The following is a 22249-nucleotide window of genomic DNA, read 5'->3' on the forward strand; positions in this document are numbered from 1 at the left end:
AGTGCTGCTTGTACGTCCCTGGCCGGCAGCTCAGGCTGCCGGGCCGATTTCCACGCGCCGGGCTTCCCTGGCATCGCTGCCGCCCGTGACCGTTTCCGGCTTCTTGAGAACAATTCGATCTTCCGCGATCCCCGCCGACTTCAGCGCGTCGCGCACCGCCTGTGCACGGTGCTTCGCGAGTTCGGCGTTGACGCCCGCGTTGCCGCTCGCGTCGGTGTAGCCCGAGAGGGCGAGCTTCGCGTCCGGGTGAGCCTTCGCGTAGTCGGCAGCGGCCGCGATCGTGTCCTTCGCATCGGCGGGCAACGTGCTCTTGCCGATGTCGAAATAGATGCTGGCCGGCAGCGACGCCGCGCTGGTCGAAGCGCTGGTCGACGCACTCGCGGCCGAATCCGCGGCCGAACCTGCCGCCGCGCCCGATGCCTGATCGGCGCCGCTCGCCGCGGCCGCGCCGCTGGCCTGATCCGCGCCGCCGGCCGCAGCCGCGCCGCTCGCCGCCGCGCCCGCATTGGCCGTCTGACCGCCGCCCTCGGGCATCTTGCCGTTGCGCGCATCCGCGACCTGGCGCGGCTGCAGCACCTCGCCCGTGTGATTGCCCCACGAGTTGCGCTCGAACGTGATGACCGAGGCGATCTCGACGTCGCTGAGCGTCGGCGCCCACGAAGGCATTGCGTTCTTGCCGTGCAGGACGATGCTCACGTGACCGGCGAGCGGACCGTTGACGATCTTGCTGCCGTCGAGCGCCGGGAACGCGCCGGCGCCCTTGCCGGTCGGCTGGTGGCAGACCGCGCAGTTCGACATGTAGACCTTTTCGCCGCGCGCTTTCAGCTCGGCGAGCGTGTAAGTCTTGTTCGGGTCGTCGTTGGCGGCGGCCATCTTCGCCTTCTGCGTGTCGACCCACTTGGCATAGTCATCGTCGGAGACCACTTCGACCACGACCGGCATGAACGCGTGCTCCTTGCCGCACAGCTCCGTGCAGAAGCCGCGGAAGGTGCCGATCTTCTCGGCCTTGAACCACGTGTCGCGCACGAAGCCCGGAATCGCGTCCTGCTTCACGCCGAACGCGGGCACGTACCACGAGTGCACGACGTCGTTCGCGGTCGTGATGATGCGGATCTTCTTGTTGACCGGCACGACGAGCGGGTTATCGACTTCCTGGAGATAGGTGTCGGTGATCGGCGTCTGGCCATCCACCTCGGCGCGCGGCGTCGAGAGCGTGGAGAAGAAGTTGATGCCCTCGCCCGGCCCCTTCACGTAGTCGTAGTTCCATTTCCACTGGTAGCCCGTGACCTTGATCGTGAGGTCGGAGTTCGAGGTGTCCTTCATCGCGACGACGGCTTTGGTGGCGGGCAGCGCCATCAGCACGACGATGATGAACGGCACGATCGTCCAGATGATTTCGACGGTGGTGCTTTCGTGGAAGTGGGAGGCCTTATGGCCCTTCGATTTGCGGTGCGCAAAGATCGAATAGAACATGACGCCGAACACACCGACAAAGATCACGGTGCACAGCAGCAGCATCATCATGTGGAGGCTGAAGAGCTCCTCGGCGATCTTCGTCACCGGCGGCTGGAAGTTGATTTCGTTCACCGCCGGGCCGCCCGGGCTGTCTCCTACGGCAAGGGCCGCGCCGGCGAACAGGAGTCCGCTACATGCCAGCACACCCGAAAGGGCTCGCTTGATTGTTTTCATAGCTTCCTTACCCATGATTTCCATTCAAACCCTCGACCCCGCAGGAAGGTTGCGGATCGCGCGAAGGATGCACGTGCCGGAAAAGCCAGGCACAACCCTGACGCGGCCCGAGCCGCTCAAGGTCCGCACGCGAGCCACATGCGCAGTTCCCGCGCGAACTGCGCACGCCGGTATTGCGGCAGGTACAACCCGACAGCGACCGTCTGGCCGCGGGATACGAGCCGCACCGGATCGCGTGGCGACGCGACCGGCTCGACCCGGACCCAGCGGGGATTGAATTCGAACTGGGAGAGCGTGTCGGCGCTCATCTGTTCGATCACCAGCCGGTTCGGATACAGCCTGATACGTTCGTAATCGACAGCGTGGCGCGCATAGACGGCAAAGGCGCCCCCTACTACCAACAGATCGATACCGGTGAACGGCAGTACCAGCCAGGCGCCGTTGATCAACAGCAAGACGGCGATCGTGACGGAAACGAAAGCCAGCGACACAAAGAAGTACACGAATTGCCTGGGCGAGACCGAACAGTTGCGCTTCATCAGCCAGTCCTTGATGACCGGCTCGGGACTCGCCAGCAGATCGGACGTCTGCATCGCTGCCTCCTGCCGCACACCACTGCAACAACCTCAGACTATCGCTGCCCGGCGCGTCGCACAACTCTCATAACACTGTAGACGCAGGGCTTGACACATCGGAACCCGGGACGCCCCATGCGGCAAACTGACGCATTATAGGCACGAACTCCCGACACCCACAAGCCAGGTCTGATCGCCCCCAAGTCCAAGCCAGACAAGGCTTTGCACGATCTTCACAGGCTTTTTCGGGAGCATTTCGGTCGCTAATTTCAGGCATAACGAAAGCCCCCTTGCCACCTCATCGATTCCTTGCCGGGCCTCGCCCGATATCCTCGATTCTGACGATGCCGTGCCCTTCGGCAGTCGTGCGCGGCACGGCCTTCCATGCGTGTCCGTAGATGATTTCGAAGGTGAGCGGGATCGTGCCGTCCTCGCGGCGGCGCGCTTCCAGCGCGGCCGCGAGCGCGCGATAGAGGCGCCGCGCGGCATGGGCAGTGCCCGTGGTGCCGGTTTCCCGCTCGAACGGATACGCGCCCCAGCGGCGCACGTCGGCAAGCAGCTTGTCGGCGGAGCGATAGGTGACGGTGATCGTCTCCTGATCCATCACCGGGATCTCGAAGCCGTTCTCGACGAGCATGTCGCCCAGGTCGTGCATGTCGACGAAATCGATGACGTGCGCGCGCGTCGGCACGCCGTGCGCGGCCTCGACCTCGGCCCATGCGCCGCGCAGTTCCTTGAGCGTGTCGGGGCCGAGCGTGCTGAACATGAGCAGGCCGTTCACCTTGAGCACGCGCTGCCACTCGCCGAACACGAGGTCCGGGCGCGAATGCCAGTGCAGCGCGAGGTTCGACCAGAGCAGTTCGAAGGCGCCGTGCGCGAACGGCAGCGCGGCGAAGTCGGCTTGCGCGAAGCGCGGGCCGCGTGCGCCCAGCGCCCGGCCGATGGAGGCAGGAAGGAAGCGCCGCCAGCTCGTGTCGCCGGCGTCGTGATGCAGCGCGCGCTGGAGCATGGCGAACGACAGGTCGGTGCCGAAGACGGGCGCCTCGGGAAAACGCTGACGCAATGCGGGCAGGTCTTCGCCGGGGCCGCAGCCCACGTCGAGCACGCTCGCGGGATTCACCTTGATGTAGTCGAGCCGCTCGCGCATACGCTGGGCGATCTCGCGCGGCAGGAACGCGACCTCGTGAAAGGTCGCAGCGCGGCGGTCGAAGATGCGCCGCAGTTGCCGGGAATCATAGGCCGGACGGCCGGGTCTGGCGGGAGACGGGGACATGTCGGTCGTATTGGCGAAGTCTGCGAAGTATACTCGCTCACTCCCATCCTTTCAGTACGCGAGCCCTCACCACGGGCCGTCCGCCGATGCCGCCGCCGTCCGTCCCGCCGCCCGCTGTCCTTCGCGCAAACCGTTCGATGCGCCTGCGCGTCTGTCAGAGCCTGCGGACCCTCGCCACACCGACGTGGCCCCGGCTTGCCCAGTTCGTGCTGCCCAATCAGTGTTCATTATGCGGCAATTTGTCGCGAGCGGTACTCTGCGTGGCCTGCGACGCACGCTGCTGGAACGAGCCGCGCCTGCGTTGCACCGTCTGCGCGCTTCCGCTTGCCGGCGCGCGGCGAACGACAGGGCGGGCGCGCTACCGCTGCGGCGCGTGCAGCGAAACGCCGCCTGCCTTCGATACGACCATCGCGCTTGGCGACTACCGTGCGCCGCTCGATCTGCTCGCGCGCGGGCTGAAGTTCCATGCGCGCCTCGCGCTGGGCGCCGCCTTCGCCCGGCAACTCGCGCGGGCAGCCGAAGATGCACTCGACCCCACCGATCGACCCGACGTGATCGCGCCGGTGCCGCTCTCGCGCGAGCGGTTGATCGAACGCGGCTACAACCAGGCGTGGCAGATCGCGCGGCCGCTTGGGCGCGCGCTGCGCACGCGCGCGGACCCGACGCTCGTACGCCGCGTGCTGCACACCGCGGCGCAATCGCGGCTCGACCGCGACACGCGCCGCCGCAATGTCGCGCGCGCGTTCGCGCTGACCCGACCGGTGCGCGGCCTGCACGTGGGCATCGTGGACGACGTGATGACCTCGGGCGCCACGCTCGACGCGCTCGCGCACACGCTGAAAGCCGCAGGCGCGAGGCGCGTGACGAATTTCGTCGCACTGCGCACGCCGAAGGACTGATACGGTTTCTCCATTCCTTGTTGCTTTAGTTGCTTCTCAACGAGTCTCACCCATCATGTTCAATGTCGTTCTCGTCGAACCGGAAATTCCGCCAAACACCGGCAACGTCATTCGCCTGTGCGCGAATACGGGTGCGCGACTGCATCTGATCGAGCCGCTAGGCTTCCCGCTCGACGACGCGAAGATGCGGCGCGCGGGACTCGACTATCACGAATACGCGCAGATGCACGTGCATCGCGACTGGGACGCCTTTCTCGCCGCCGAGTCGCCCGATCCGTCACGGATGTTCGCGTTTACGACGCGCGGCTCGGGACGCTTCCATGCCCATGCCTTCGTGCCCGGCGACTGGTTCGTGTTCGGTGCGGAAACGCGCGGCCTGCCCGAGGCGCTGCTCGAGCGCATTCCGGATGAACAACGCGTGCGCCTGCCGATGCGCCCGGGCAACCGCAGCCTGAACCTCTCGAATACGGTGGCCGTTGTCGTGTTCGAGGCGTGGCGTCAAGCGGGGTTCGAAGGCGGCGAGTGAAGCCGCCACCGGCAGGATCAGGAAAATAATGGACGACGCATCGAGTGGCGTCGTCTCCGATGTCGACGAATATCAGGAAGAACGCGCCGCGAGTTCGCGCCGGTAGCGCGTATTCATCGCATCGTCGAAGCACGCGAAAGTCACGTGCTCGAGTTCGGCGTAGTCCAGCAGGAAGCCGATCACCGTCTGCGTGGCGATGAGCACGGCATCATCGGCGGGGAAATGGTAGACGCCGCAACTGATTGCCGGAAACGCGATGCTGCGCACGTCCGCCGCTCTGGCGCATTCGAGCGAGCGGCGGTAGCACGACGCGAGAAGCCGCGCCTCGTCATGGCCGCCGCCATGCCACACCGGACCGACGGTATGGATCACATGCTTCGCGGGAAGCCGGTAGCCCCGGGTGACTTTGGCGTCGCCGGTGGGGCAGCCGCCCAGTGTCTCGCATTCGCGCAGCAGACCCGGCCCGGCGGCGCGATGGATCGCGCCATCCACGCCGCCACCGCCCAGCAGCGAGGTATTCGCGGCATTGACGATCGCATCGACGGCGAGCGTCGTGATATCGACCACCCGCGACTCGATCCGGCAGTTTCCGATGGTAAGCATGTCCGTCCTCCTGGCGGGCGAAGCGCGGACGAAGCGCCCTACTCCGCCTTGGCGTCGCGCCTGAGCAGCGCGCTCACGGCATCGCTCGGCGCAACGCCGTCGAACAGCACGGCGCAGACCGCCTCGGTAATCGGCATGTCGATACCGTGCACGCGCGCGATCGCCAGCACGGCCTGCGCGCAGCGCACGCCTTCGGCGACGTGACCGAGCGCGCCGAGGATATCGTCGAGCGTGCGGCCGCTCGCGAGTTGCATGCCCACGGTGCGGTTGCGCGACAGATCGCCCGTGGCGGTAAGGATGAGGTCGCCGAGGCCTGTCAGCCCCGTAAAGGTTTCGGCCCGGCCGCCCAGCGTCACGCCGAGCCGCGACATTTCCGCGAGCCCGCGCGTAATGAGCGCGGCGCGCGCGTTCAGCCCGAGGCCGAGGCCGTCCGAGATGCCCGTCGCGATCGCCAGCACGTTCTTGACCGCGCCGCCCACCTCGACGCCCACTACGTCGTCGCCGGTGTAGATGCGCATCGCACGGTGATGGAATGCGCCGAGGGTGCGCTCGCGGCACGCCGCGGACGTGCTCGATATGGTCAGCGCAACGGGCAGACCCTGGCCGACTTCGCGCGCAAAACTCGGACCCGAGAGCACGCCATTGCTGGCGTGATCGGGCAGTTCGGCGGCCACGACCTGGTGAGGCATGAGCTGCGTGTCGGCCTCGAAGCCCTTGCAGAGCCAGACGAAATGCGCAGGCACGCGACCGAGATCGCGCATCGTGCGCAGAAGCGCGCGCAGCCCGGCTACGGGCGTCGCGACGACGACGAGCGCCGTCTCGTCCGACGCGTGGTCGAGCGCGGCGGCGAGATCCGTTTCGTAGTGGAGATTGCGCGGCAGCGAGATTCCCGCCAGATAGCGGGCATTCTCGTGCGTTTTGGCGAGGGCGCCGATGAGCGCGCCATCGCGCGCCCACAGCACCGTGTCATGCGCGCGGGCCAGATGGCCGGCCAGCGCGGTACCCCACGCGCCGGCGCCGAGAACGGCGACTTTCATTGCGATACTCCGCTCCGGCGGCCTGGGGTCAATGCGTGGCGCTGCTTTGCGCGCCGTCCTGCTGCGCGATCTGCTGCAGGCGTTGCTCGTAGAGCGCCTGGAAGTTGATCTCGGCGAGGTGGATCGGCGGGAAACCGGCGCGCGTGATCGCGTCGGCAATGTTCGAGCGCAGGTACGGGAACAGGATCGTCGGGCACGCAATGCCGACGAGCGGATCGAGCTGCTCGGCCGGAATGTTGCGGATGTCGAAAATACCGGCTTGTTTGGCCTCGATCAGGAACGCGACCTTGTCCTTCACCTTCGCGGTGACCGTGCCGGTGACGAGAATCTCGTAAACGGATTCCGCAAGGCGCTCGGCCTTGACGTCGACTTCCACTTCGACCGAAGGCATGTCCTGCTCAAGGAAGATGGCCGGCGAATTCGGCTGCTCGAGCGACATGTCCTTGAGGTAGATGCGCTGGATATTGAAGAACGGCTGGTTGTTCTCGTCAGACATGGTGATTGGCTTCCCTGATTAAATGGATTGCAGCAGCAAATGACAGCGCAAACTGCGGTACAGCGCATACGACAACAAGCCCGCGCGGCCGCCTTACGTGAAAGCAGGTCTGCGCGGGCTCGAAAAGCCCTGCGGCGCCTCGAACGGTCCCACGACGGTCCCGCACACCGGCTTCGCCCGAAAATCAGGCTGACTGCGGGCTAACCTCAAGCCGCCTTGTCGAGCAGCGGCATCAGGCCGCCGGCGCGGTCGAGCGCGGAGAGGTCGTCGTAACCGCCCACATGCGTCTCGCCGACGAAAACCTGCGGCACGGTCCGGCGGCCGGTGCGGGTCATCATTTCCTCGCGACGGGCCGGGTCCCGGTCGATCAGCACTTTTTCGATGTGCTCGACGCCGCGCGACTTTAAAAGACGTTCGGCCATCTGGCAATACGGGCACACCTGGGTGCTGTACATGACCACCTTGTTCACTTCGAACCTCCTTGTTTCACGACCGGCATACCGGCCTGCTGCCAGGCGTTCACGCCGCCGTCCAGGACATGGACTTCGGCAAAGCCGGCATCCTGCACGAGGCGCTGCGCCTTGTGCGATTGCTGGCCCGTCTGGCAGACCAGCAACACCGGGTTGCTCTTGTTCTTCACGGACTGGCCCACCTTGGCCTGCAGCTCGGCAAACTCGAGATGACGGGCCGAAGGCAGATGCCCCTTCGCGAAATCCTCCGCGGAACGCAGGTCGATCACCACCGCGTTGCGGCGGTTGATGAGCTGCGTCGCCTCGGCGGCGGAAACGCCGCCGCGCCCGCCGCGCTTGAGCGTCGGCCACAGCAGCATCCCTCCCGAGATGAGGACGATCGCGATGAGTACAAGGTTGATGTAATTGGTAAAGAACGTCACGGAAAATCCGCCGGAAAAATGAGAAAGCGTGGGAAATCGGGAGCAGGCAATCTTGTCATTATAAAATAACCGTTTGTCGCGAGGGTGGCGCGCCCCTGCCCGGGCCGAAGGGTCACCCCCGAGGCCCTCCGGACGGGCCGAGGCTCCTCCCGTCCCCTATTACCCGACTACCGCTTCCTCACTACCGACCGGCATCCCATGTACAAACTCGTGCTCATCCGCCACGGCGAATCGACGTGGAACAAGGAAAACCGCTTCACCGGCTGGGTCGACGTCGACCTCACCGAACAGGGCATCCGCGAAGCCCAGCAGGCGGGCCGCCTGCTCAAGGAGTCCGGCTACACCTTCGACATCGCCTACACGTCGGTGCTCAAGCGCGCGATCCGCACGCTCTGGCACGTTCAGGACCAGATGGACGAGATGTACCTGCCGGTCGTTCACTCGTGGCGCCTGAACGAGCGTCATTACGGTGCGCTTTCGGGCCTGAACAAGGCCGAAACCGCCGCGAAGTACGGCGACGAACAGGTTCTCGTCTGGCGCCGCAGCTACGACACGCCGCCGCCCGCGCTCGACCCCGCCGACCCGCGCACCGCGTACAACGACCCGCGCTACGCGAAGGTGCCGCGCGAGCAGTTGCCGCTCGCGGAGTGCCTGAAGGACACCGTGGCGCGCGTGCTGCCGATCTGGAACGAGTCGATCGCACCGGCCATCAAGTCGGGCAAGAAGATCGTGATCGCCGCGCACGGCAATTCGATCCGCGCGCTCGTGAAGTATCTCGACAACATTTCGGACGACGACATCGTCGGCCTGAACATCCCGAACGGCGTGCCGCTCGTCTACGAACTGGACGAGAACCTCAAGCCCATCCGGCATGACTACCTGGGCGACGCCGAGGCCATCGCCAAGGCACAGGCTGCCGTCGCGAACCAGGGCAAGGCTGGCTGAGCATCGTTTGGCCCGGGGGTTTGCCCCCCCGGTTTTGCTCCCCCTCCGCTTTTTCCCGGCTTCGCTGTCAAAACTGCCAGCCCGGCGTCAGCGCCACGCCCGACAAGGCTTTGCCGTCGGGCTCATGCGAACCGGGCACGCGCTTCGCTGTCGAACCCCCATCTTCCGCGCACGACGCACAGCCCCGGCGAGTGTGCAGTTATACTTGTCCGTCGCTTTTCCATTAGACGCTGCCACGCGCCTTTCGACCGCACGCAACAATCTCTATGCGAAAGAACCTGAAAAACATCGGCCTGATTGCCGCTGGCCTCGCGACCGGCGTATTTGCCACCCTGCAGATCTCCGCCTCGGCCCAGCAGACCACGACCGAGCCGCTGCCGCTCGACCAGTTGCGGCTCTTTGCCGAAGTGTTCGGTCAGATCAAGCATGATTACGTCGTGCCGGTCGACGACAAGAAACTGCTGATCTCCGCGATCAAGGGCATGGTTTCGAGCCTCGACCCGCACTCGTCGTATCTCGACAAGACCGATTACGAGGAGCTCCAGGAGCAGACCAAGGGTCGCTTCGCGGGTCTCGGCATCGAGATTTCGTCCGAAGACGGCCTGATCAAGGTCATCTCGCCGATCGAGGACACGCCCGCGTTCCGCGCCGGCATCCGTCCGGGCGACCTGATCACCCGCATCAACGACAAGCCCGTGCGCGGCATGACGCTCGACCAGGCCGTCAAGCAGATGCGCGGCGACCCCGGCACGAAGGTCACGCTCACGATCTTCCGCAAGACCGACGACCGCACCTTCCCGCTCACCATCACGCGCGCCATCATCAAGGTGCAGAGCGTGAAGACGAAGGTGCTGCAGCCGGGCTACGCCTACATCCGCATCACGAGCTTCCAGGAGCGCACGGTGCCGGATCTCGCCGACAAGCTGCAGGACATCGCGCGTCAGGAGCCGCACCTCAAGGGCCTGATTCTCGACCTGCGCAACAACGGCGGCGGTCTGCTGCAAAGCGCCGTGGGCGTTGCGGGTGCGTTCCTGCCGCCGGACTCGGTGGTCGTTTCGACGAACGGCCAGATCCCGGATTCGAAGCAGGTCTATCGCGACACCTATGAGAACTACCGCCTGCCCTCGTTCGACGGCGATCCGCTGAAAAACGAAGCGGCCGAGTTCAAGACGGTGCCGATGGTCGTGCTGACCAACGCCTACTCGGCTTCGGCTTCGGAAATCGTGGCGGGTGCGCTGCAGGACCAGAAGCGCGCACTGATCGTCGGCAAGACGACGTTCGGCAAGGGCTCGGTGCAAACGGTCCGGCCGCTCACGGCCGACACGGCGCTGCGCCTGACGACGGCGTACTACTACACGCCGACCGGCCGCTCGATCCAGAACAAGGGCATCCGTCCTGACTACGCGGTCGACCAGTATTCGGACGGCGATCCGGACGACGCGCTCGTCACGCGCGAAGTGGACTACTCGAACCACCTTGCGAACACACAGGATCCGAACGAGAAGAAGGAGCAGGAAACGCGCGAGCAGGAGCGCATGGACATGCTCCAGCAACTCGAAGAGCAGAACGACAAGAAGACGCCCGAGCAGCGCGAGAAGGATCGCAACCGCAAGCCGGTCGACTTCGGCACGCCGGACGACTTCATGCTGCAACAGGCCATCAACGTCCTGCAGGGCAAGCCGGTGATCGAATCGAAGTCGCCGATGGAGCGCCGCCTCGCGCAGGAGAAGCCGGAGCAGTCGGCTTCGGCGCCGATCGCCGTGAAGCCGGCGGCTTCGGCGGTGCCGGGCGCCTCGGCCCCGGCTGCCGCTCCGGCCTCGGCGGCTTCCGCCCCCCAGCCGGCCTCGCAGGCGAAGTAACCGCTGTGGCAACACCCGCTCCCGAAACCCGCGCATAACGCGGGCGCCGGGAGCGGACCTCCTCGCGCGACTACAATAACGAAACCGAATTCACGGCGCGCGATTCCGGTCTCCTCGCTGCGCTCAACTCCCCGCGCATCGCGATGAACGACGATCAACTCCTCCGCTATTCCCGTCATATCCTCGTCGACGAGATCGGCATCGAGGCGCAGCAGCGCTTTCTCGACGCGCACGCGATCGTGGTCGGCGCGGGCGGCCTCGGCTCGCCGGCGGCGATGTATCTGGCGGCGTCGGGTGTGGGCGCGCTCACGCTCGTCGACAACGACACCGTCGACCTCACCAATCTCCAGCGGCAGATCATGCACGAGACGGCCTCGGTGGGCCGGGCGAAGGTCGAGTCGGGCCGCGACGCCATCGCGCGGCTGAATCCCGAGGTGAAGGTGAGCACCGTGCAGGCGCGCATCGACGACGCCTGGCTCGATGCGCATGTGCCGGGGGCGGCGGTCGTGCTCGACTGCACCGACAACTTCGCGACGCGCCACGCGATCAACCGCGCCTGCGTGAAGCACGGCGTGCCGCTCGTTTCGGGCGCGGCGCTGCGCTTCGACGGCCAGATCAGCACGTTCGACTTCCGCGACCCGGCTTCGCCGTGCTACGCCTGCGTGTTCCCCGAGGACCAGCCGTTCGAGGAAGTGGCCTGTTCGACAATGGGCGTGTTCGCGCCCACGGTAGGCATCATCGGCGCGATACAAGCCGCCGAGGCGCTGCGCGTGATCGGCGGCATCGGCGAGCCGCTCGTCGGCAAGCTCATGATGCTCGACTCGCTGCGCATGGAATGGAACACCATGCGCATTGCGCGGCAACCCGACTGCCCTGTTTGCGGCGAGCGTCACTGAACCCCGAGATCGAATTGGCCACAAGCGCAAACGCCCCGGCATGCCGGGGCGTTTCTCGTGATACAGATGCAGGACCGCTCAGGCCTCGGCCACGCGCCTGAGCGCCGCGTGCAACTCCTCGGGCTCGTAGGCCGCCAGCACGTCGGCCACGGGCTTCTCCAGCGACTTTAGCTGCGAGCGCAAGATTTCCTGCTTCACCACGAGCAGTTGGCTCGGATGCATCGAGAACTCGGTGAGCCCCATGCCGAGCAACAGGCGCGTGAGCGTCGGGTCGCCTGCCATCTCGCCGCACACCGAAACCGGCACGCCGGCGCGCCGGGCCTCGTTCAGCGTATGCGCGATCAGTTGCAGCACGGCCGGATGCAGCGGGTCGTAGAGATCGGCGACGGCATTGTCGGCGCGATCGATCGCGAGCGTGTACTGGATCAGGTCGTTCGTGCCGATCGAAAGGAAGTCCAGACGCCGCAGGAACATCGGCAGCGAGAGCGCCGCCGCCGGAATCTCGATCATCGCGCCCACCTGCACGTTCGGATCGTAGGCGAGGCCCGCGTCGTCGAGCTGGCGCTTCGCCTCGCGGATCAGGTCGAGCGTCTGGTCGATCTGCTGCGCATGCGCGAGCATCGGAATCAGGATCTTGACCATGCCGAACGCCGATGCGCGCAGGATCGCACGCAGTTGCGTGAGGAACATCTGCGGTTCGGACAAACTCCAGCGGATCGCGCGCAACCCCAGCGCCGGGTTCGCCGCCGTCTCGTAGCCGTCGCTCGCGGTCATCGAATCGAGCGGCTTGTCCGCGCCCACGTCGATCGTGCGGATCGTCACCGGCAGCCCGTTCATGAGCTCGGCCGCGCGGCGGTAGGCGAAGAACTGCTCGTCCTCCTCCGGCAACTGGTTCTTGTGGTTCATGAACAGGAACTCGGTGCGGAACAGGCCCACGCCCGTCGCGCCCGAGTCGAGCGCCGCCTGTGCGTCCTCGGGCAGTTCGATGTTCGCGTAGAGCTCGATCTTCGTGCCGCACAGCGTCTGCGTGGGCGAGAACTTCAGCCGCTGCAGCTTGCGCCGCTCAAGGGCCATCTCGCTCTGGCGCCAGGTGTACTCCTCGAGCACGATCGGCGCGGGATCGACAATCACGACGCCATGATCGCCGTCGACGATGATGAGGTCGTCCTGGCGAATCAGCGCGCTCGCCTGCTGCACGCCCACGGCCGCCGGAATGCCGAGGCTGCGCGCGACGATCGCCGTGTGCGAGGTGCGGCCGCCGAGGTCGGTGACGAAGCCCTGGAAGGTCTGGGTCTTGAACTGCAGCATGTCGGCGGGCGCGATGTCGTGGGCGACCACGATCATCTCGTCGCAACTGCCGTGCAGCACCGCGGGCGACGCGCCCGCCAGCGCCTTCAGCACGCGCTCCACGACCTGCTCGATGTCGGCCTTGCGCTCGCGCAGATATTCGTCCTCGACTTCGTCGAAGTGGCGCGTGAGCCGTTCGAGCTGCTCGGTGAGCGCCCATTCCACGTTGAAGCGCCGGGTGCGGATGAGGTCGATGGTCTCCTGGACGAGCATCACGTCCTTCAGGATCATCAGGTGCACGCCGATGAACGCGCCCATTTCGGTAGGCGCGTCGGCGGAGAGGTCCGCGCGCAGCGCGTCGAGTTCCTGCTCGACGACGGCGAGCGCCGCGCGAAAGCGCTCGATCTCGGCCTCGATCTTGTCGGGCTCGACCAGATAATGGTCGACGTCGAGCGCAGCCGGAGCGATCAGATAGGCTCGCCCAATGGCAATACCGCGCGATACGGGAATTCCATGCAGCGTGAACGGCACGCGCACCTCCTCTGGTTATGTGATGCCGCGGCAAACCGCTGCAATGCGCTCTCTCAGACCCCGATGGCGATTATAAATTCCGTGCGCCGCTCCTGGCTCGTTAAGTCCTTTCATTAAGTCCAATTAATGGCCGGGACATGCTGCCGCGCAGCATGCCGTTCACTCGCCGCACTCGCCGTAATGCGCCCATACAAAAACGCCGCGGGCAAAGCCGCGGCGTCTCGACATTCAAGGGCGATGCACGCGGATCATTGGCCTTCGCCGAACTTGTCGGCAATGAGCTTGAGCAGCGCGCTCATGGCGTCGGTCTCGTCGGGACCTTCGGTTTCGATGAGAACCGTGCTGCCAATGCCGGCGGCCAGCATCATCACGCCCATGATGCTCTTCGCGTTGATCCGGCGGCCGTTGCGGCTCATCCAGATTTCGGACTGAAAATTGCCTGCCAGTTGGGTCAGCTTCGCCGACGCCCGCGCGTGCAGGCCAAGTTTGTTCACGATGGTCGTTTCTTGTTGCAGCATAGGTTCGATCCGGGCGCTGTGTGTTTGAGTGAGACGGGTTCGGTCAATGATCGGGAAGCGCGGCCGCGCTTGCGTGACGGCTATGCGCCGGCCGGTTTCAGCTTGCCTGCCGCGAAATCGGAGGCCGCGGAGGCCGCTTCGGCGCACGGCGTAGGCGCGCAGGCACACTCCGTGGCCGCGGGCGGCGGCGTGGCCGGGCCGATCGCCTGGATGCCGTTGCTCGCGCCAGCCAGCGCCTTCTCGACGAGGGTTTCGAGCGACGTCGTCCGGTAGCAGACGGCGCGCACCAGCATCGGCAGGTTCACGCCCGCCAGCACGCGCACCTGCGGCAGCGTCGCGAGACGCGAGGCGATGTTCGAAGGGGTCGCGCCGAACATGTCGGTCAGAACGAGTGCGCCATTCTCCTCGCGCAGCCGCTCGATTTCCGCATTGGCCTGTCTGACGACCTCGGTGGGGTCGCTGTCGGGAAGGACGTCGAGTGCGCCAACGCGCGCCGGACAGCCGCCGTAGATGTGCGCGATGCAATCGCGTAGCGCGGTGGCTAGCGGTGCGTGCGCGATGATCAGAATGCCTGCCATGTCAGCCTGACTGCAAAAACGGCTCGGTTGATGGCCGAGCCGATCCCCACGATCGTGTCCGGCAGCGCCGATCCCGAGGCCAGCCGCGGGCCTTCAGGGTCGGAACACACGCCGCGCAGCCGTACCGTAAACGTCTTGTCAGACGCCCGCCGGCCTGCCCGGAACGCGGGCTCGCGGCATTGTAGCAGGGTCATTTTCGCGCGAGCGAAGAGCTTTTGCTCGCGCGGTGGCCGTCGCGCCATGGCCCCTGCTACCCCATTCCCTGCATCAGATGCTGGCGGGCGCGTTCGATTCAAGCCGCCGCACGCTCCAGCGCGTCGACGAACATCGCCGCCACGTCGAAGCCCGTCTGGTCCATGATCTCGCGAAAGCAGGTCGGGCTCGTGACGTTCACTTCGGTGAGCCAGTCGCCGATCGCGTCGAGCCCCACCAGCAGCAGGCCGCGCGCGGCCAGCACCGGCGCGAGCGTCTTCGCGATCTCCCTGTCGCGCGCGGTGAGCGGCTGCGCGCGGCCAAGGCCGCCCGCCGCCAGATTGCCGCGCACCTCGTTGCCCTGCGGAATGCGCGCGAGCGAATACGGCACCGGCTCGCCGCCGATCAGCAGGATGCGCTTGTCGCCTTCCTTGATCTCGGGGATGAACTTCTGCGCCATCACGCTGCGCGCACCGTCGTGGCTCAGCATCTCGATGATCGAGCCGAGGTTCATGCCGTCCGGCTTCACGCGGAACACGCCCATGCCGCCCATGCCGTCGAGCGGCTTGAGGATCACGTCCTGGTGCTCTTCATGGAACGCGCGCAGGCGCGCCGCGCTGCGCGTGACGAGCGTGGGTGCGACGAACTGCGGAAACTCGCCGATCGCGAGCTTCTCCGAATGATCGCGGATCGACTGCGGGCGGTTGAAGATCTTCGCGCCCGCGCGCTCGGCCAGTTCGAGCAGCCACGTGGACGTCACGTACTCCATGTCGAACGGCGGGTCCTTGCGCATCACGACCGCGTCGAAGCCCGTGAGCTCGCGCGAAGCGTCTTGCGCGACGAACCACGGTTCGCGATGCAGATCCGCCAGGTCGCCGACCATCTCGAAGCGCCGCACGTCCGCCTCCACCCTGCCGTTCACCCAGGCGAGGTGCTGCGGCTCGCACGCGTAAAGCGTGTGGCCGCGCCGCGCGGCCTCGGCCATCATCGCGTAGGTCGAGTCCTTGTAGATCTTGAACCGCTCGAGCGGATCGGCGATGAAAAGAATGTCCATGTCGTCCCTGCTGCGCCCCCGAACGGGCGCCGTTTATCCGTTATGCGAAAGATCCGCGCAAAAGCACAAGAGCGGGCACAAGGGCGAACGCCAAAGCGGACGCAAAGCCCGCCGGCTTCACACCTGTCACACCTGGATCGCCTCGGGGTCGGTCTTCTCCAGCTCGACCGACGCCGCGAGCAGCCCGAGGCGCGCCACCACGCCGTACATGTAGAAGCGGTTCGGCGGCGCCGCGCCCGGCTTCGCGCGCGTGTCGGGCAGCGCCGTGTGCTCGAAGCCTAGCGGCACGTAGTGCATGCCCGGCGCGTTCAGATTCTGGTCGCGCTCGCGGCTGCCGTGCGCGCGGTAGAAGCCGCCCACCACGTAGCGGTCGATCATGTAGACCACCGGCTCGGCCACTTCGTCGCCGATGCGCTCGAACGTATAAACGCCTTCCTGCACGATCACGTCGTGCACTTCGAGGCCGTCCTTCGTCGCCGACATCTTCGCACGTTCGCGCCTCGTGAGCGCGGCGACCTCGGAGGCGTCGTGCACCGTCATCACGCCGCGCCCGTCGGTGCCCGCATCGGACTTGATGACGACGTAAGGCTTTTCGGTGATGCCGTACTCGCGATACTTCTTCGCGATCTTCTTGAGCACGGCGTCGATGGCCGTGGCCAGCGCCTCCTCGCCGATACGCGCCTCGAAGTCCACGCCTTCCACGTGCGCGAAGTACGGATTGATCATCCACGGATCGACGCCCACCATCTTCGCGAACTTCTTCGCGACGTCGTCATAGCACGAGAAGTGGGTCGACTTGCGACGCACCGCCCAGCCCGCATGCAGCGGCGGCAACACATATTGCTCGTGCAGGTTCTCCAGCACGGGCGGAATGCCGGCCGAAAGATCGTTGTTCAGAAGAATCGAGCACGGGTCGAAGTTCTTCAGGCCCACGCGGCGCGCCGTACGCTCGAGCGGCTCCACGACGATCTTCTGGCCGTCCGCGAGCGGGATCGTGACCGGCCCGGCGATGTTTTCGTCCAGCGTGCCGAAGCGCACGTTCAGGCCCGCCTGGCGCATGATCGTCGCAAGCCGCGCGACGTTCTCCAGATAGAACGCGTTGCGCGTGTGCTGCTCGGGAATCACGAGCAGGTTCTTCGCGTCGGGACAGATTTTCTCGATCGCGGCCATCGCGGCCTGCACGGCGAGCGGCAGCACTTCCTCCGGCAGGCAGTTGAACGCGCCGGGGAAGAGATTGGTGTCGACCGGCGCGAGCTTGAAGCCGGCGTTGCGCAGGTCCACCGAGCAATAGAACGGCGGCGTGTGCTCCTGCCATTCGAGGCGGAACCAGCGTTCGATGGCCGGCGTCGCGTCGAGGATGCGCTGCTCCAGCTCGAGGAGCGGCCCGTTCAACGCCGTAACCAGATGCGGGACCATAAAGTCGTACTCGCGGACTAAGAAATTGCAGGAAAAAAATTGCAGGGAAAGCGGGAGTCTATCTGGGGACGATTCTGCACGATGCAAGATGGCTTATCCCTTACGCGGCGCAGGGTTAATCGGCATGCCCCGGCCGGTCGTCGCCCTCGCGCCCGCCATTCCATTCTGGACCGCGCGAGCCCGCGCGCGCAATGGGTGCACCCGCCCCAAAAAGAAAAAGGCCCGCCGGAAAGGCGGGCCGAACTCGCTGCGCTGATTGCAGACTGCTATACCCCGTAGGAGACGCCCCCGGCGTGGCCGGAAGCGTTCTTGATCGTTATTCGACGCGCTCACCGTGGAGGATCACGTCGAGGCCTTCGCGCTCTTCTTCTTCCGTGACGCGCAGGCCCATCACCATGTCGATGACCTTCAGCAGGACGAAGCTCACCACGCCGCTGTAGATCAGCGTCGTGAGGACGCCCTTGCATTGCAGGAGGACGCTGGCATCCTGCCCGCTGATGTCCTTGACCGCGAACACGCCGGTCAGGATCGCGCCGATGATGCCGCCGATACCGTGCACGCCGAAGGCGTCGAGCGAATCGTCATAGCCGAACTTGTGCTTGAGCCACGTGGCCGACCAGAAGCAGACCACGCCTGCCACGACACCGATCACGATCGCACCCATCACGCCGACGAAACCCGAAGCCGGCGTAACCGCAACGAGACCCGCGACGGCGCCCGAGGCAATGCCGAGCACCGAAGGCTTGCCCTTGGCGATCCACTCCGCGAACATCCAGCCGAGCGCCGCGCAGGCGGTGGCGACTTGCGTCGTGAGCATCGCGAAACCGGCACGGCCGTCAGCGGCGACCGCCGAACCCGCGTTGAAGCCGAACCAGCCCACCCACAGCATGGCCGCGCCCATCAGCGTGAGGACGAGGTTGTGCGGCGCCATCACTTCGCGGCCGTAGCCGATACGCTTGCCGAGCACGAGGCAGCACACGAGACCGGCGATACCGGCGTTGATGTGCACCACCGTGCCGCCTGCGAAGTCGAGGATGCCGGCGGCTGCGAGCCAGCCGGTCGGTTCCCAGACCATGTGCGCGATCGGCGAGTAGACGATGATCGACCACAGCGACATGAACACGAGCATGGCCGAGAACTTCATGCGGTCGGCGAACGCGCCCGTGATCAGCGCCGGCGTGATGATCGCGAACGTCATCTGATAGACGAAGTACACGGTCTCCGGAATGGTCGGCGCGAGGTGGCTCACGGTCAGCGTCACGCCCTTGTCGCCGTGGATGTAGTTCATGCCGGCGAGGAAGACGCGCGAGAAGCCGCCGATGAACGCGCCGCCCGGCGTGAAGGCGAGGGAGTAGCCCACCACAGTCCAGATCACCGTGACGACGCAGGTGATCGCGAAGCTCTGCATGAGCGTCGCGAGCACGTTCTTCTTGCGGACCATGCCGCCGTAGAAGAGCGCGAGACCCGGGATCGTCATGAACAGCACGAGCGCCGTGGAGGTCAGCATCCACGCGGTGTCGCCGGAGTTGATCTTCGACGCGTCGACGGAGAACGGCGCCGTCGGAGCGGCCGGCGCCGCAGCGGCGGCCGAAGCGTCGGCGGGGGCGCTGGCCGCGGTGGTGGCCGACGCGGCGGCGGCAGGTGCCGAGGCCGCCGGAGCCGCCGCAGCGGCGGAAGCGTCCGGAGCGGACGCGACGGCGGCTGGCGCCGAAGCGGCTGCCGGCGCGGAGGCGTCGTCCGCCAGCGCGGCGCCGACGCCGCCAGCCAGCAGCGAGCCGGCCATCAGCAAGGACATCAAAAGTTTGCGCATCTCGGTTTCCTCTTGTCTCTCTCTAATGTCACAGCGCGTCTGCGCCGGTCTCGCCGGTGCGGATGCGGATCACTTGCTCGATCGGCGTCACGAAGATCTTGCCGTCGCCGATCTTGCCGGTGCGGGCGGCGCGCTCGATCGCCTCGATGGCCTGCTCGACGATGTCGTCCGAAACGGCGGCCTCGATCTTCACCTTCGGCAGAAAGTCGACGACGTACTCCGCGCCGCGATACAGCTCCGTATGGCCCTTCTGGCGACCAAACCCCTTCACCTCGGTCACGGTGATCCCCGAGACGCCTATGGCCGACAACGCCTCGCGCGCCTCATCGAGCTTGAACGGCTTGATGATTGCTGTAATGAGTTTCATGTAGTCCTCGCTGTGGTTGCTCCAATCCCTTGTTCGCATATGCAACGGGCGCCGGGCGGGCGGGTCACGCGCAGCCGGCGCACCGCAAGCCAACCGCTGTTCGGTGCGCGGGGCAGTATTAGCAACACCCGTGCCAATCCGGATGCAGCCGCTTCCGGCGACTTCGTGGCAGGAATCGCGCAAGACGGGGACAATGCCGGTCCGCGGGGCCGACAGGCCCGGTACGCGGGCCCTGGCCGGACGGCCAACGTGGCGTGCGCGCGGTGGCGAGGGGTCCGGAACGTTGCTAGAGTGTCTTCAGGCTGTGCGGCTGCAAAGGCCATTCAACAGGCCGCGGCGCAATACCAGGACGTTCGTGCGAGGGCGCCCGGGTCGCCGCGCGAAACCACCTGCAACGGCACGCACCAGATGCGTTCATGGACGCAGGCGGCAGCAGGCCGGCGCACCAAGATCGCTCATGACCGGATGCCAGGCACAGGTGAAACGAAATCTGCACAGGTTTTGTGCAAAGAGGGGAATCAAATGAAACAACCGAACGACGTATTCAACGATCTGCAGAGCCGCGTGAGCGAGCTACTCAAGAACTCGCCCGCGCGCGATGTCGAACGCAATGTGCGCGCGATGCTTTCGCAAGGCTTTTCGAAGCTGGAACTCGTGACGCGCGAGGAATTCGACGCGCAGACGCAGGTGCTCGTGCGCACGCGCCAGCGCCTCGAAGAACTGGAGCGCCGCGTGGCCGAACTGGAGCAGAAGCTGCCCGTCACTGGCCAGTCATCCTGAACATCGGATGCGCGCACTCACTGCAAGCGAGCCGTAGCATGGCCGCAATGGAACCGTAAAGGGGCGCAAGCCTCACCGCCTGGCGCATGCGGGACCTGACTGCTCGCGGCGCCGTCTTTCGGAGAATCCCATGTCGCTTGCCGTGGTGCGTAGCCGCGCGCCGGCTGCTGGCCGCGCGCCGGAAGTCACCGTCGAAGTCCATCTCGCCAACGGCTTGCCGTCGTTTTCGACGTGTTCGGCGCCGCCGACCTGCGCTCGCTGTGCGCGCATCTCGCGGGCGAGGAAGGCGCGCGGCTTGCGCCCGTACGCGCGAGTCTCCCCGGTGCGGACGGCCATGCCGCGCCGCCTCCCGACATGGCGGACGTGATCGGCCAGCGGGGCGCGCGACGGGCGCTCGAAGTCGCGGCCGCGGGCGGGCATCATCTGTTGATGGTCGGGCCGCCGGGTGCGGGGAAATCGATGCTGGCGGCGCGCCTGCCCGGCCTGCTGCCGCCGATGACCGACGCGGAAGCCCTTGCCTCGGCCGCACTGCTCTCGGCGAGCCCGGTCGGCTTCTCGCCGCAGCAGTGGCGGCAGCGGCCGTTTCGTGCCCCGCACCACTCGTCGAGCGCGGCGGCGCTGGTAGGCGGGCGCAACCCGCCGCAGCCCGGCGAAATCACGCTCGCGCATCTGGGCGTGCTGTTTCTCGACGAGCCTTTGTTTAGGTGTTTGGATGTTGTATGTCTTTCGCTCCGGAGGGGTGTGGGGAGGACATGATTAACTTTATCCACAGCGGTCTCAAGCCCTGTCAATTCCTCTTGTGCCATCTCCTGAGCGCCGGCCGACATCGTAACGCCAAGAGCAACGGTAGGATCGCGACCGTCAGGCCAAGTAAAGGTCCAATTTATCGCGCCATCTAGGGACTCGGCTACTCCTGGAAATCGGGCTTCGTCCTTCGGGCTCGTTGCCGCAATGCTCTAACGCGCGTCCCTTTCGTCTTTCCTTGGGTCGCCGCTAGCCGGCGCTCAACGTCGAGGAGCAGGTCACTCGCGGAGCAGCCTAGTCCCGAGGCAAGCAAAAACAGCATGGTTAGTGTTGGCTGGTGCTGACCCAGTTCAAGCATGCTGACATAATTTCGACGAATATCGGCTTCGAAGGCGAGTTGTTCCTGTGTCAGGTCCGCCTGCAGCCGACGTTCTCGCAATACCGCTCCGAAGACCTTAACCGCTTCCAAGTCCCACTCCCAGTGAAATGGGAGCACTCTCGGTTTAACACATGCGCCTGTCTTCCCAGTACACTGGGAGTTATCGGTGTCGTTGGATTTGCACTGCCATATGCCGCCTTAGTCATAGCGTGATCGCAGAGATTGAAAAAGACGGCCCGGAAACTTGTTGGTAAACGGCTAAACGGGGCACGAGACCCGGATGCAGGTCCCGACGCTACGTAGCACCGTGAATCGATCAGTCGGAATTGGAGCACTAGTGGACTGGCCCAGCGCGACCCCCGTTCGCGAGCCACTAACTAGGTTCTATTGGAATTGCGTGGCTCAGTCCAAGGAGCATTGATGCTAGTGACAAATCCAAACTGGATGGATCTTAAACCTGCTAAACGGCTGCCCTCCGAATCGCTTCAGCCGTGGCGGTACGTGTTGTGGACAGACGATACGCCCAACTTTTGCCTAACCCTGTCGCACGGCCTACGTAAAACTGGCGACATGCCAGACGGTGTGCTGGCAGCGGGGCCTGAAGCATTGCTGGATGCGATTGAAGAATTTGGATATCGAGACATCACCGTCTATGTGCTCGACTACGAGTCGAATCAAAGCGCAGTGCGGTTGTGTCGGGTTACCGGTATCTGGCGGGAGCGTGACCTCGCTGGTGGTATCTCCGGTTTCTGGTACTCCACCGATTCAGGCGAACTAAAACCGTGTTTCCGCCCCCACTCGGTTCCGGTCACCAAATTGGAGAGGGTTATCGAGTTGGCTGCTGGCAGGCGCTAATCCGTTACCGGCTGCTCGTCTCTACGGAGCGCGCGCGAGGAAAAGAAG

General features: G+C 65.5%; 23 protein-coding genes and 1 pseudogene. 8 read left to right on the forward strand and 16 right to left on the reverse strand.

The window, feature by feature from the left end; genetic code table 11:
- Positions 1-30: 30 nt before the first annotated feature.
- The 3 genes from coxB to WJ542_RS01715 form a co-directional block, all read right to left on the reverse strand.
- On the reverse strand, positions 31-1713 hold the full coding sequence (coxB, locus tag WJ542_RS01705) for a cytochrome c oxidase subunit II (protein ID WP_411187286.1): 1683 nt from the start codon (positions 1711-1713) through the stop codon (positions 31-33).
- A gap of 92 nt (positions 1714-1805) precedes the next feature.
- On the reverse strand, positions 1806-2282 hold the full coding sequence (locus WJ542_RS01710) for a DUF2244 domain-containing protein (protein WP_411187288.1): 477 nt from the start codon (positions 2280-2282) through the stop codon (positions 1806-1808).
- 280 nt (positions 2283-2562) lie between these two features.
- Complete coding sequence (locus WJ542_RS01715) at positions 2563-3537, reverse strand: methyltransferase domain-containing protein (RefSeq protein ID WP_411187290.1); 975 nt, start codon at positions 3535-3537, stop codon at positions 2563-2565.
- A gap of 137 nt (positions 3538-3674) precedes the next feature.
- Between WJ542_RS01715 and WJ542_RS01720 the strand changes: the two genes are divergently transcribed.
- Positions 3675-4436, forward strand: a complete 762-nt coding sequence (locus WJ542_RS01720; protein WP_411187292.1) for a ComF family protein — start codon at positions 3675-3677, stop codon at positions 4434-4436.
- 55 nt (positions 4437-4491) lie between these two features.
- Complete coding sequence (trmL, locus tag WJ542_RS01725) at positions 4492-4962, forward strand: tRNA (uridine(34)/cytosine(34)/5-carboxymethylaminomethyluridine(34)-2'-O)-methyltransferase TrmL (RefSeq protein ID WP_411187294.1); 471 nt, start codon at positions 4492-4494, stop codon at positions 4960-4962.
- Positions 4963-5034: 72 nt separating this feature from the next.
- On the opposite strand, the gene WJ542_RS01730 is transcribed toward trmL, so the two are convergent.
- From WJ542_RS01730 to WJ542_RS01750, 5 genes are all read right to left on the reverse strand, one after another.
- On the reverse strand, positions 5035-5565 hold the full coding sequence (locus tag WJ542_RS01730; protein WP_411187296.1) for an O-acetyl-ADP-ribose deacetylase: 531 nt from the start codon (positions 5563-5565) through the stop codon (positions 5035-5037).
- 38 nt (positions 5566-5603) lie between these two features.
- Entirely contained in the window at positions 5604-6602 is a 999-nt protein-coding gene (locus tag WJ542_RS01735) for an NAD(P)H-dependent glycerol-3-phosphate dehydrogenase (RefSeq protein WP_411187298.1), read from the reverse strand.
- Between the two features lie 28 nt (positions 6603-6630).
- A complete protein-coding gene (gene secB / locus WJ542_RS01740) occupies positions 6631-7098 on the reverse strand; it encodes a protein-export chaperone SecB (protein WP_411187300.1) in 468 nt (155 codons plus the stop codon).
- Positions 7099-7304: 206 nt separating this feature from the next.
- Positions 7305-7568 carry a glutaredoxin 3 gene (gene grxC / locus WJ542_RS01745; RefSeq protein WP_411187302.1) on the reverse strand — a complete coding sequence of 88 codons (264 nt, stop codon included), beginning with the start codon at positions 7566-7568 and terminating at the stop codon, positions 7305-7307.
- Complete coding sequence (locus WJ542_RS01750) at positions 7565-7990, reverse strand: rhodanese-like domain-containing protein (protein WP_411187304.1); 426 nt, start codon at positions 7988-7990, stop codon at positions 7565-7567. Before WJ542_RS01750 ends, grxC begins: the two co-directional genes overlap by 4 nt.
- A 198-nt stretch (positions 7991-8188) precedes the next feature.
- Here WJ542_RS01750 and gpmA point away from each other — a divergent pair, with 198 nt between their 5' ends.
- The 3 genes from gpmA to WJ542_RS01765 all read left to right on the forward strand — a co-directional run bounded on the left by gpmA (position 8189) and on the right by WJ542_RS01765 (position 11690).
- Positions 8189-8935, forward strand: coding sequence for a 2,3-diphosphoglycerate-dependent phosphoglycerate mutase (gpmA, locus tag WJ542_RS01755; protein ID WP_411187306.1), 747 nt, complete (start codon positions 8189-8191; stop codon positions 8933-8935).
- A gap of 266 nt (positions 8936-9201) precedes the next feature.
- Positions 9202-10794: a S41 family peptidase gene (locus WJ542_RS01760; protein ID WP_411187308.1), complete on the forward strand. Its 1593-nt coding sequence runs from the start codon at positions 9202-9204 to the stop codon at positions 10792-10794.
- A gap of 143 nt (positions 10795-10937) precedes the next feature.
- A complete protein-coding gene (locus WJ542_RS01765; RefSeq protein WP_411187310.1) occupies positions 10938-11690 on the forward strand; it encodes a HesA/MoeB/ThiF family protein in 753 nt (250 codons plus the stop codon).
- Between the two features lie 78 nt (positions 11691-11768).
- On the opposite strand, the gene ptsP is transcribed toward WJ542_RS01765, so the two are convergent.
- From ptsP to WJ542_RS01800, 7 genes are all read right to left on the reverse strand, one after another.
- Positions 11769-13508: a phosphoenolpyruvate--protein phosphotransferase gene (gene ptsP / locus WJ542_RS01770; protein ID WP_411187312.1), complete on the reverse strand. Its 1740-nt coding sequence runs from the start codon at positions 13506-13508 to the stop codon at positions 11769-11771.
- A gap of 248 nt (positions 13509-13756) precedes the next feature.
- Positions 13757-14026: an HPr family phosphocarrier protein gene (locus WJ542_RS01775; protein ID WP_411187314.1), complete on the reverse strand. Its 270-nt coding sequence runs from the start codon at positions 14024-14026 to the stop codon at positions 13757-13759.
- 80 nt (positions 14027-14106) lie between these two features.
- Positions 14107-14604, reverse strand: a complete 498-nt coding sequence (locus WJ542_RS01780; protein ID WP_411187316.1) for a PTS sugar transporter subunit IIA — start codon at positions 14602-14604, stop codon at positions 14107-14109.
- Between the two features lie 292 nt (positions 14605-14896).
- On the reverse strand, positions 14897-15850 hold the full coding sequence (gene gshB, locus WJ542_RS01785) for a glutathione synthase (RefSeq protein WP_411187318.1): 954 nt from the start codon (positions 15848-15850) through the stop codon (positions 14897-14899).
- Positions 15851-15976: 126 nt separating this feature from the next.
- Entirely contained in the window at positions 15977-17266 is a 1290-nt protein-coding gene (gshA, locus tag WJ542_RS01790) for a glutamate--cysteine ligase (protein WP_411187319.1), read from the reverse strand.
- Between the two features lie 316 nt (positions 17267-17582).
- Positions 17583-19076 (reverse strand): ammonium transporter, encoded by a 1494-nt coding sequence (locus tag WJ542_RS01795; RefSeq protein ID WP_411187321.1) that lies wholly within the window; start codon positions 19074-19076, stop codon positions 17583-17585.
- A gap of 28 nt (positions 19077-19104) precedes the next feature.
- Complete coding sequence (locus WJ542_RS01800; RefSeq protein ID WP_027795982.1) at positions 19105-19443, reverse strand: P-II family nitrogen regulator; 339 nt, start codon at positions 19441-19443, stop codon at positions 19105-19107.
- Between the two features lie 522 nt (positions 19444-19965).
- On the opposite strand from WJ542_RS01800, the gene WJ542_RS01805 reads away from it, so the two are divergent.
- Together WJ542_RS01805 and WJ542_RS01810 are read left to right on the forward strand one after the other, a co-directional pair.
- The gene (locus WJ542_RS01805) at positions 19966-20223 is read left to right on the forward strand and encodes an accessory factor UbiK family protein (RefSeq protein ID WP_027795983.1); all 258 of its coding nucleotides are present in this window, start codon (positions 19966-19968) and stop codon (positions 20221-20223) included.
- A 231-nt stretch (positions 20224-20454) separates the two neighbouring features.
- Positions 20455-20916: pseudogene (locus WJ542_RS01810) on the forward strand (ATP-binding protein); the annotation flags it as partial.
- Between the two features lie 214 nt (positions 20917-21130).
- Here WJ542_RS01810 and WJ542_RS01815 read toward each other — a convergent pair.
- Entirely contained in the window at positions 21131-21463 is a 333-nt protein-coding gene (locus WJ542_RS01815; RefSeq protein ID WP_411187324.1) for a helix-turn-helix domain-containing protein, read from the reverse strand.
- A 303-nt stretch (positions 21464-21766) separates the two neighbouring features.
- Between WJ542_RS01815 and WJ542_RS01820 the strand changes: the two genes are divergently transcribed.
- Positions 21767-22201, forward strand: coding sequence for a hypothetical protein (locus tag WJ542_RS01820; protein ID WP_411187326.1), 435 nt, complete (start codon positions 21767-21769; stop codon positions 22199-22201).
- Positions 22202-22249 lie beyond the last annotated feature (48 nt).

Source organism: Paraburkholderia yinzeri, assembly GCF_046581065.1.
Taxonomy (GTDB): Bacteria; Pseudomonadota; Gammaproteobacteria; order Burkholderiales; family Burkholderiaceae; genus Paraburkholderia.

Coding starts and splice junctions, on each gene's coding strand:
- coxB (WP_411187286.1), bottom strand. CDS start 1,713: ATGGAAATCATGGGTAAGGAAGCTATGAAAACAATCAAGCGAGCCCTT.
- WJ542_RS01710 (WP_411187288.1), bottom strand. CDS start 2,282: ATGCAGACGTCCGATCTGCTGGCGAGTCCCGAGCCGGTCATCAAGGAC.
- WJ542_RS01715 (WP_411187290.1), bottom strand. CDS start 3,537: ATGTCCCCGTCTCCCGCCAGACCCGGCCGTCCGGCCTATGATTCCCGG.
- WJ542_RS01720 (WP_411187292.1), top strand. CDS start 3,675: ATGCGCCTGCGCGTCTGTCAGAGCCTGCGGACCCTCGCCACACCGACG.
- trmL (WP_411187294.1), top strand. CDS start 4,492: ATGTTCAATGTCGTTCTCGTCGAACCGGAAATTCCGCCAAACACCGGC.
- WJ542_RS01730 (WP_411187296.1), bottom strand. CDS start 5,565: ATGCTTACCATCGGAAACTGCCGGATCGAGTCGCGGGTGGTCGATATC.
- WJ542_RS01735 (WP_411187298.1), bottom strand. CDS start 6,602: ATGAAAGTCGCCGTTCTCGGCGCCGGCGCGTGGGGTACCGCGCTGGCC.
- secB (WP_411187300.1), bottom strand. CDS start 7,098: ATGTCTGACGAGAACAACCAGCCGTTCTTCAATATCCAGCGCATCTAC.
- gpmA (WP_411187306.1), top strand. CDS start 8,189: ATGTACAAACTCGTGCTCATCCGCCACGGCGAATCGACGTGGAACAAG.
- WJ542_RS01760 (WP_411187308.1), top strand. CDS start 9,202: ATGCGAAAGAACCTGAAAAACATCGGCCTGATTGCCGCTGGCCTCGCG.
- WJ542_RS01765 (WP_411187310.1), top strand. CDS start 10,938: ATGAACGACGATCAACTCCTCCGCTATTCCCGTCATATCCTCGTCGAC.
- WJ542_RS01775 (WP_411187314.1), bottom strand. CDS start 14,026: ATGCTGCAACAAGAAACGACCATCGTGAACAAACTTGGCCTGCACGCG.
- WJ542_RS01780 (WP_411187316.1), bottom strand. CDS start 14,604: ATGGCAGGCATTCTGATCATCGCGCACGCACCGCTAGCCACCGCGCTA.
- gshB (WP_411187318.1), bottom strand. CDS start 15,850: ATGGACATTCTTTTCATCGCCGATCCGCTCGAGCGGTTCAAGATCTAC.
- gshA (WP_411187319.1), bottom strand. CDS start 17,266: ATGGTCCCGCATCTGGTTACGGCGTTGAACGGGCCGCTCCTCGAGCTG.
- WJ542_RS01795 (WP_411187321.1), bottom strand. CDS start 19,076: ATGCGCAAACTTTTGATGTCCTTGCTGATGGCCGGCTCGCTGCTGGCT.
- WJ542_RS01800 (WP_027795982.1), bottom strand. CDS start 19,443: ATGAAACTCATTACAGCAATCATCAAGCCGTTCAAGCTCGATGAGGCG.
- WJ542_RS01805 (WP_027795983.1), top strand. CDS start 19,966: ATGAAACAACCGAACGACGTATTCAACGATCTGCAGAGCCGCGTGAGC.
- WJ542_RS01820 (WP_411187326.1), top strand. CDS start 21,767: ATGCTAGTGACAAATCCAAACTGGATGGATCTTAAACCTGCTAAACGG.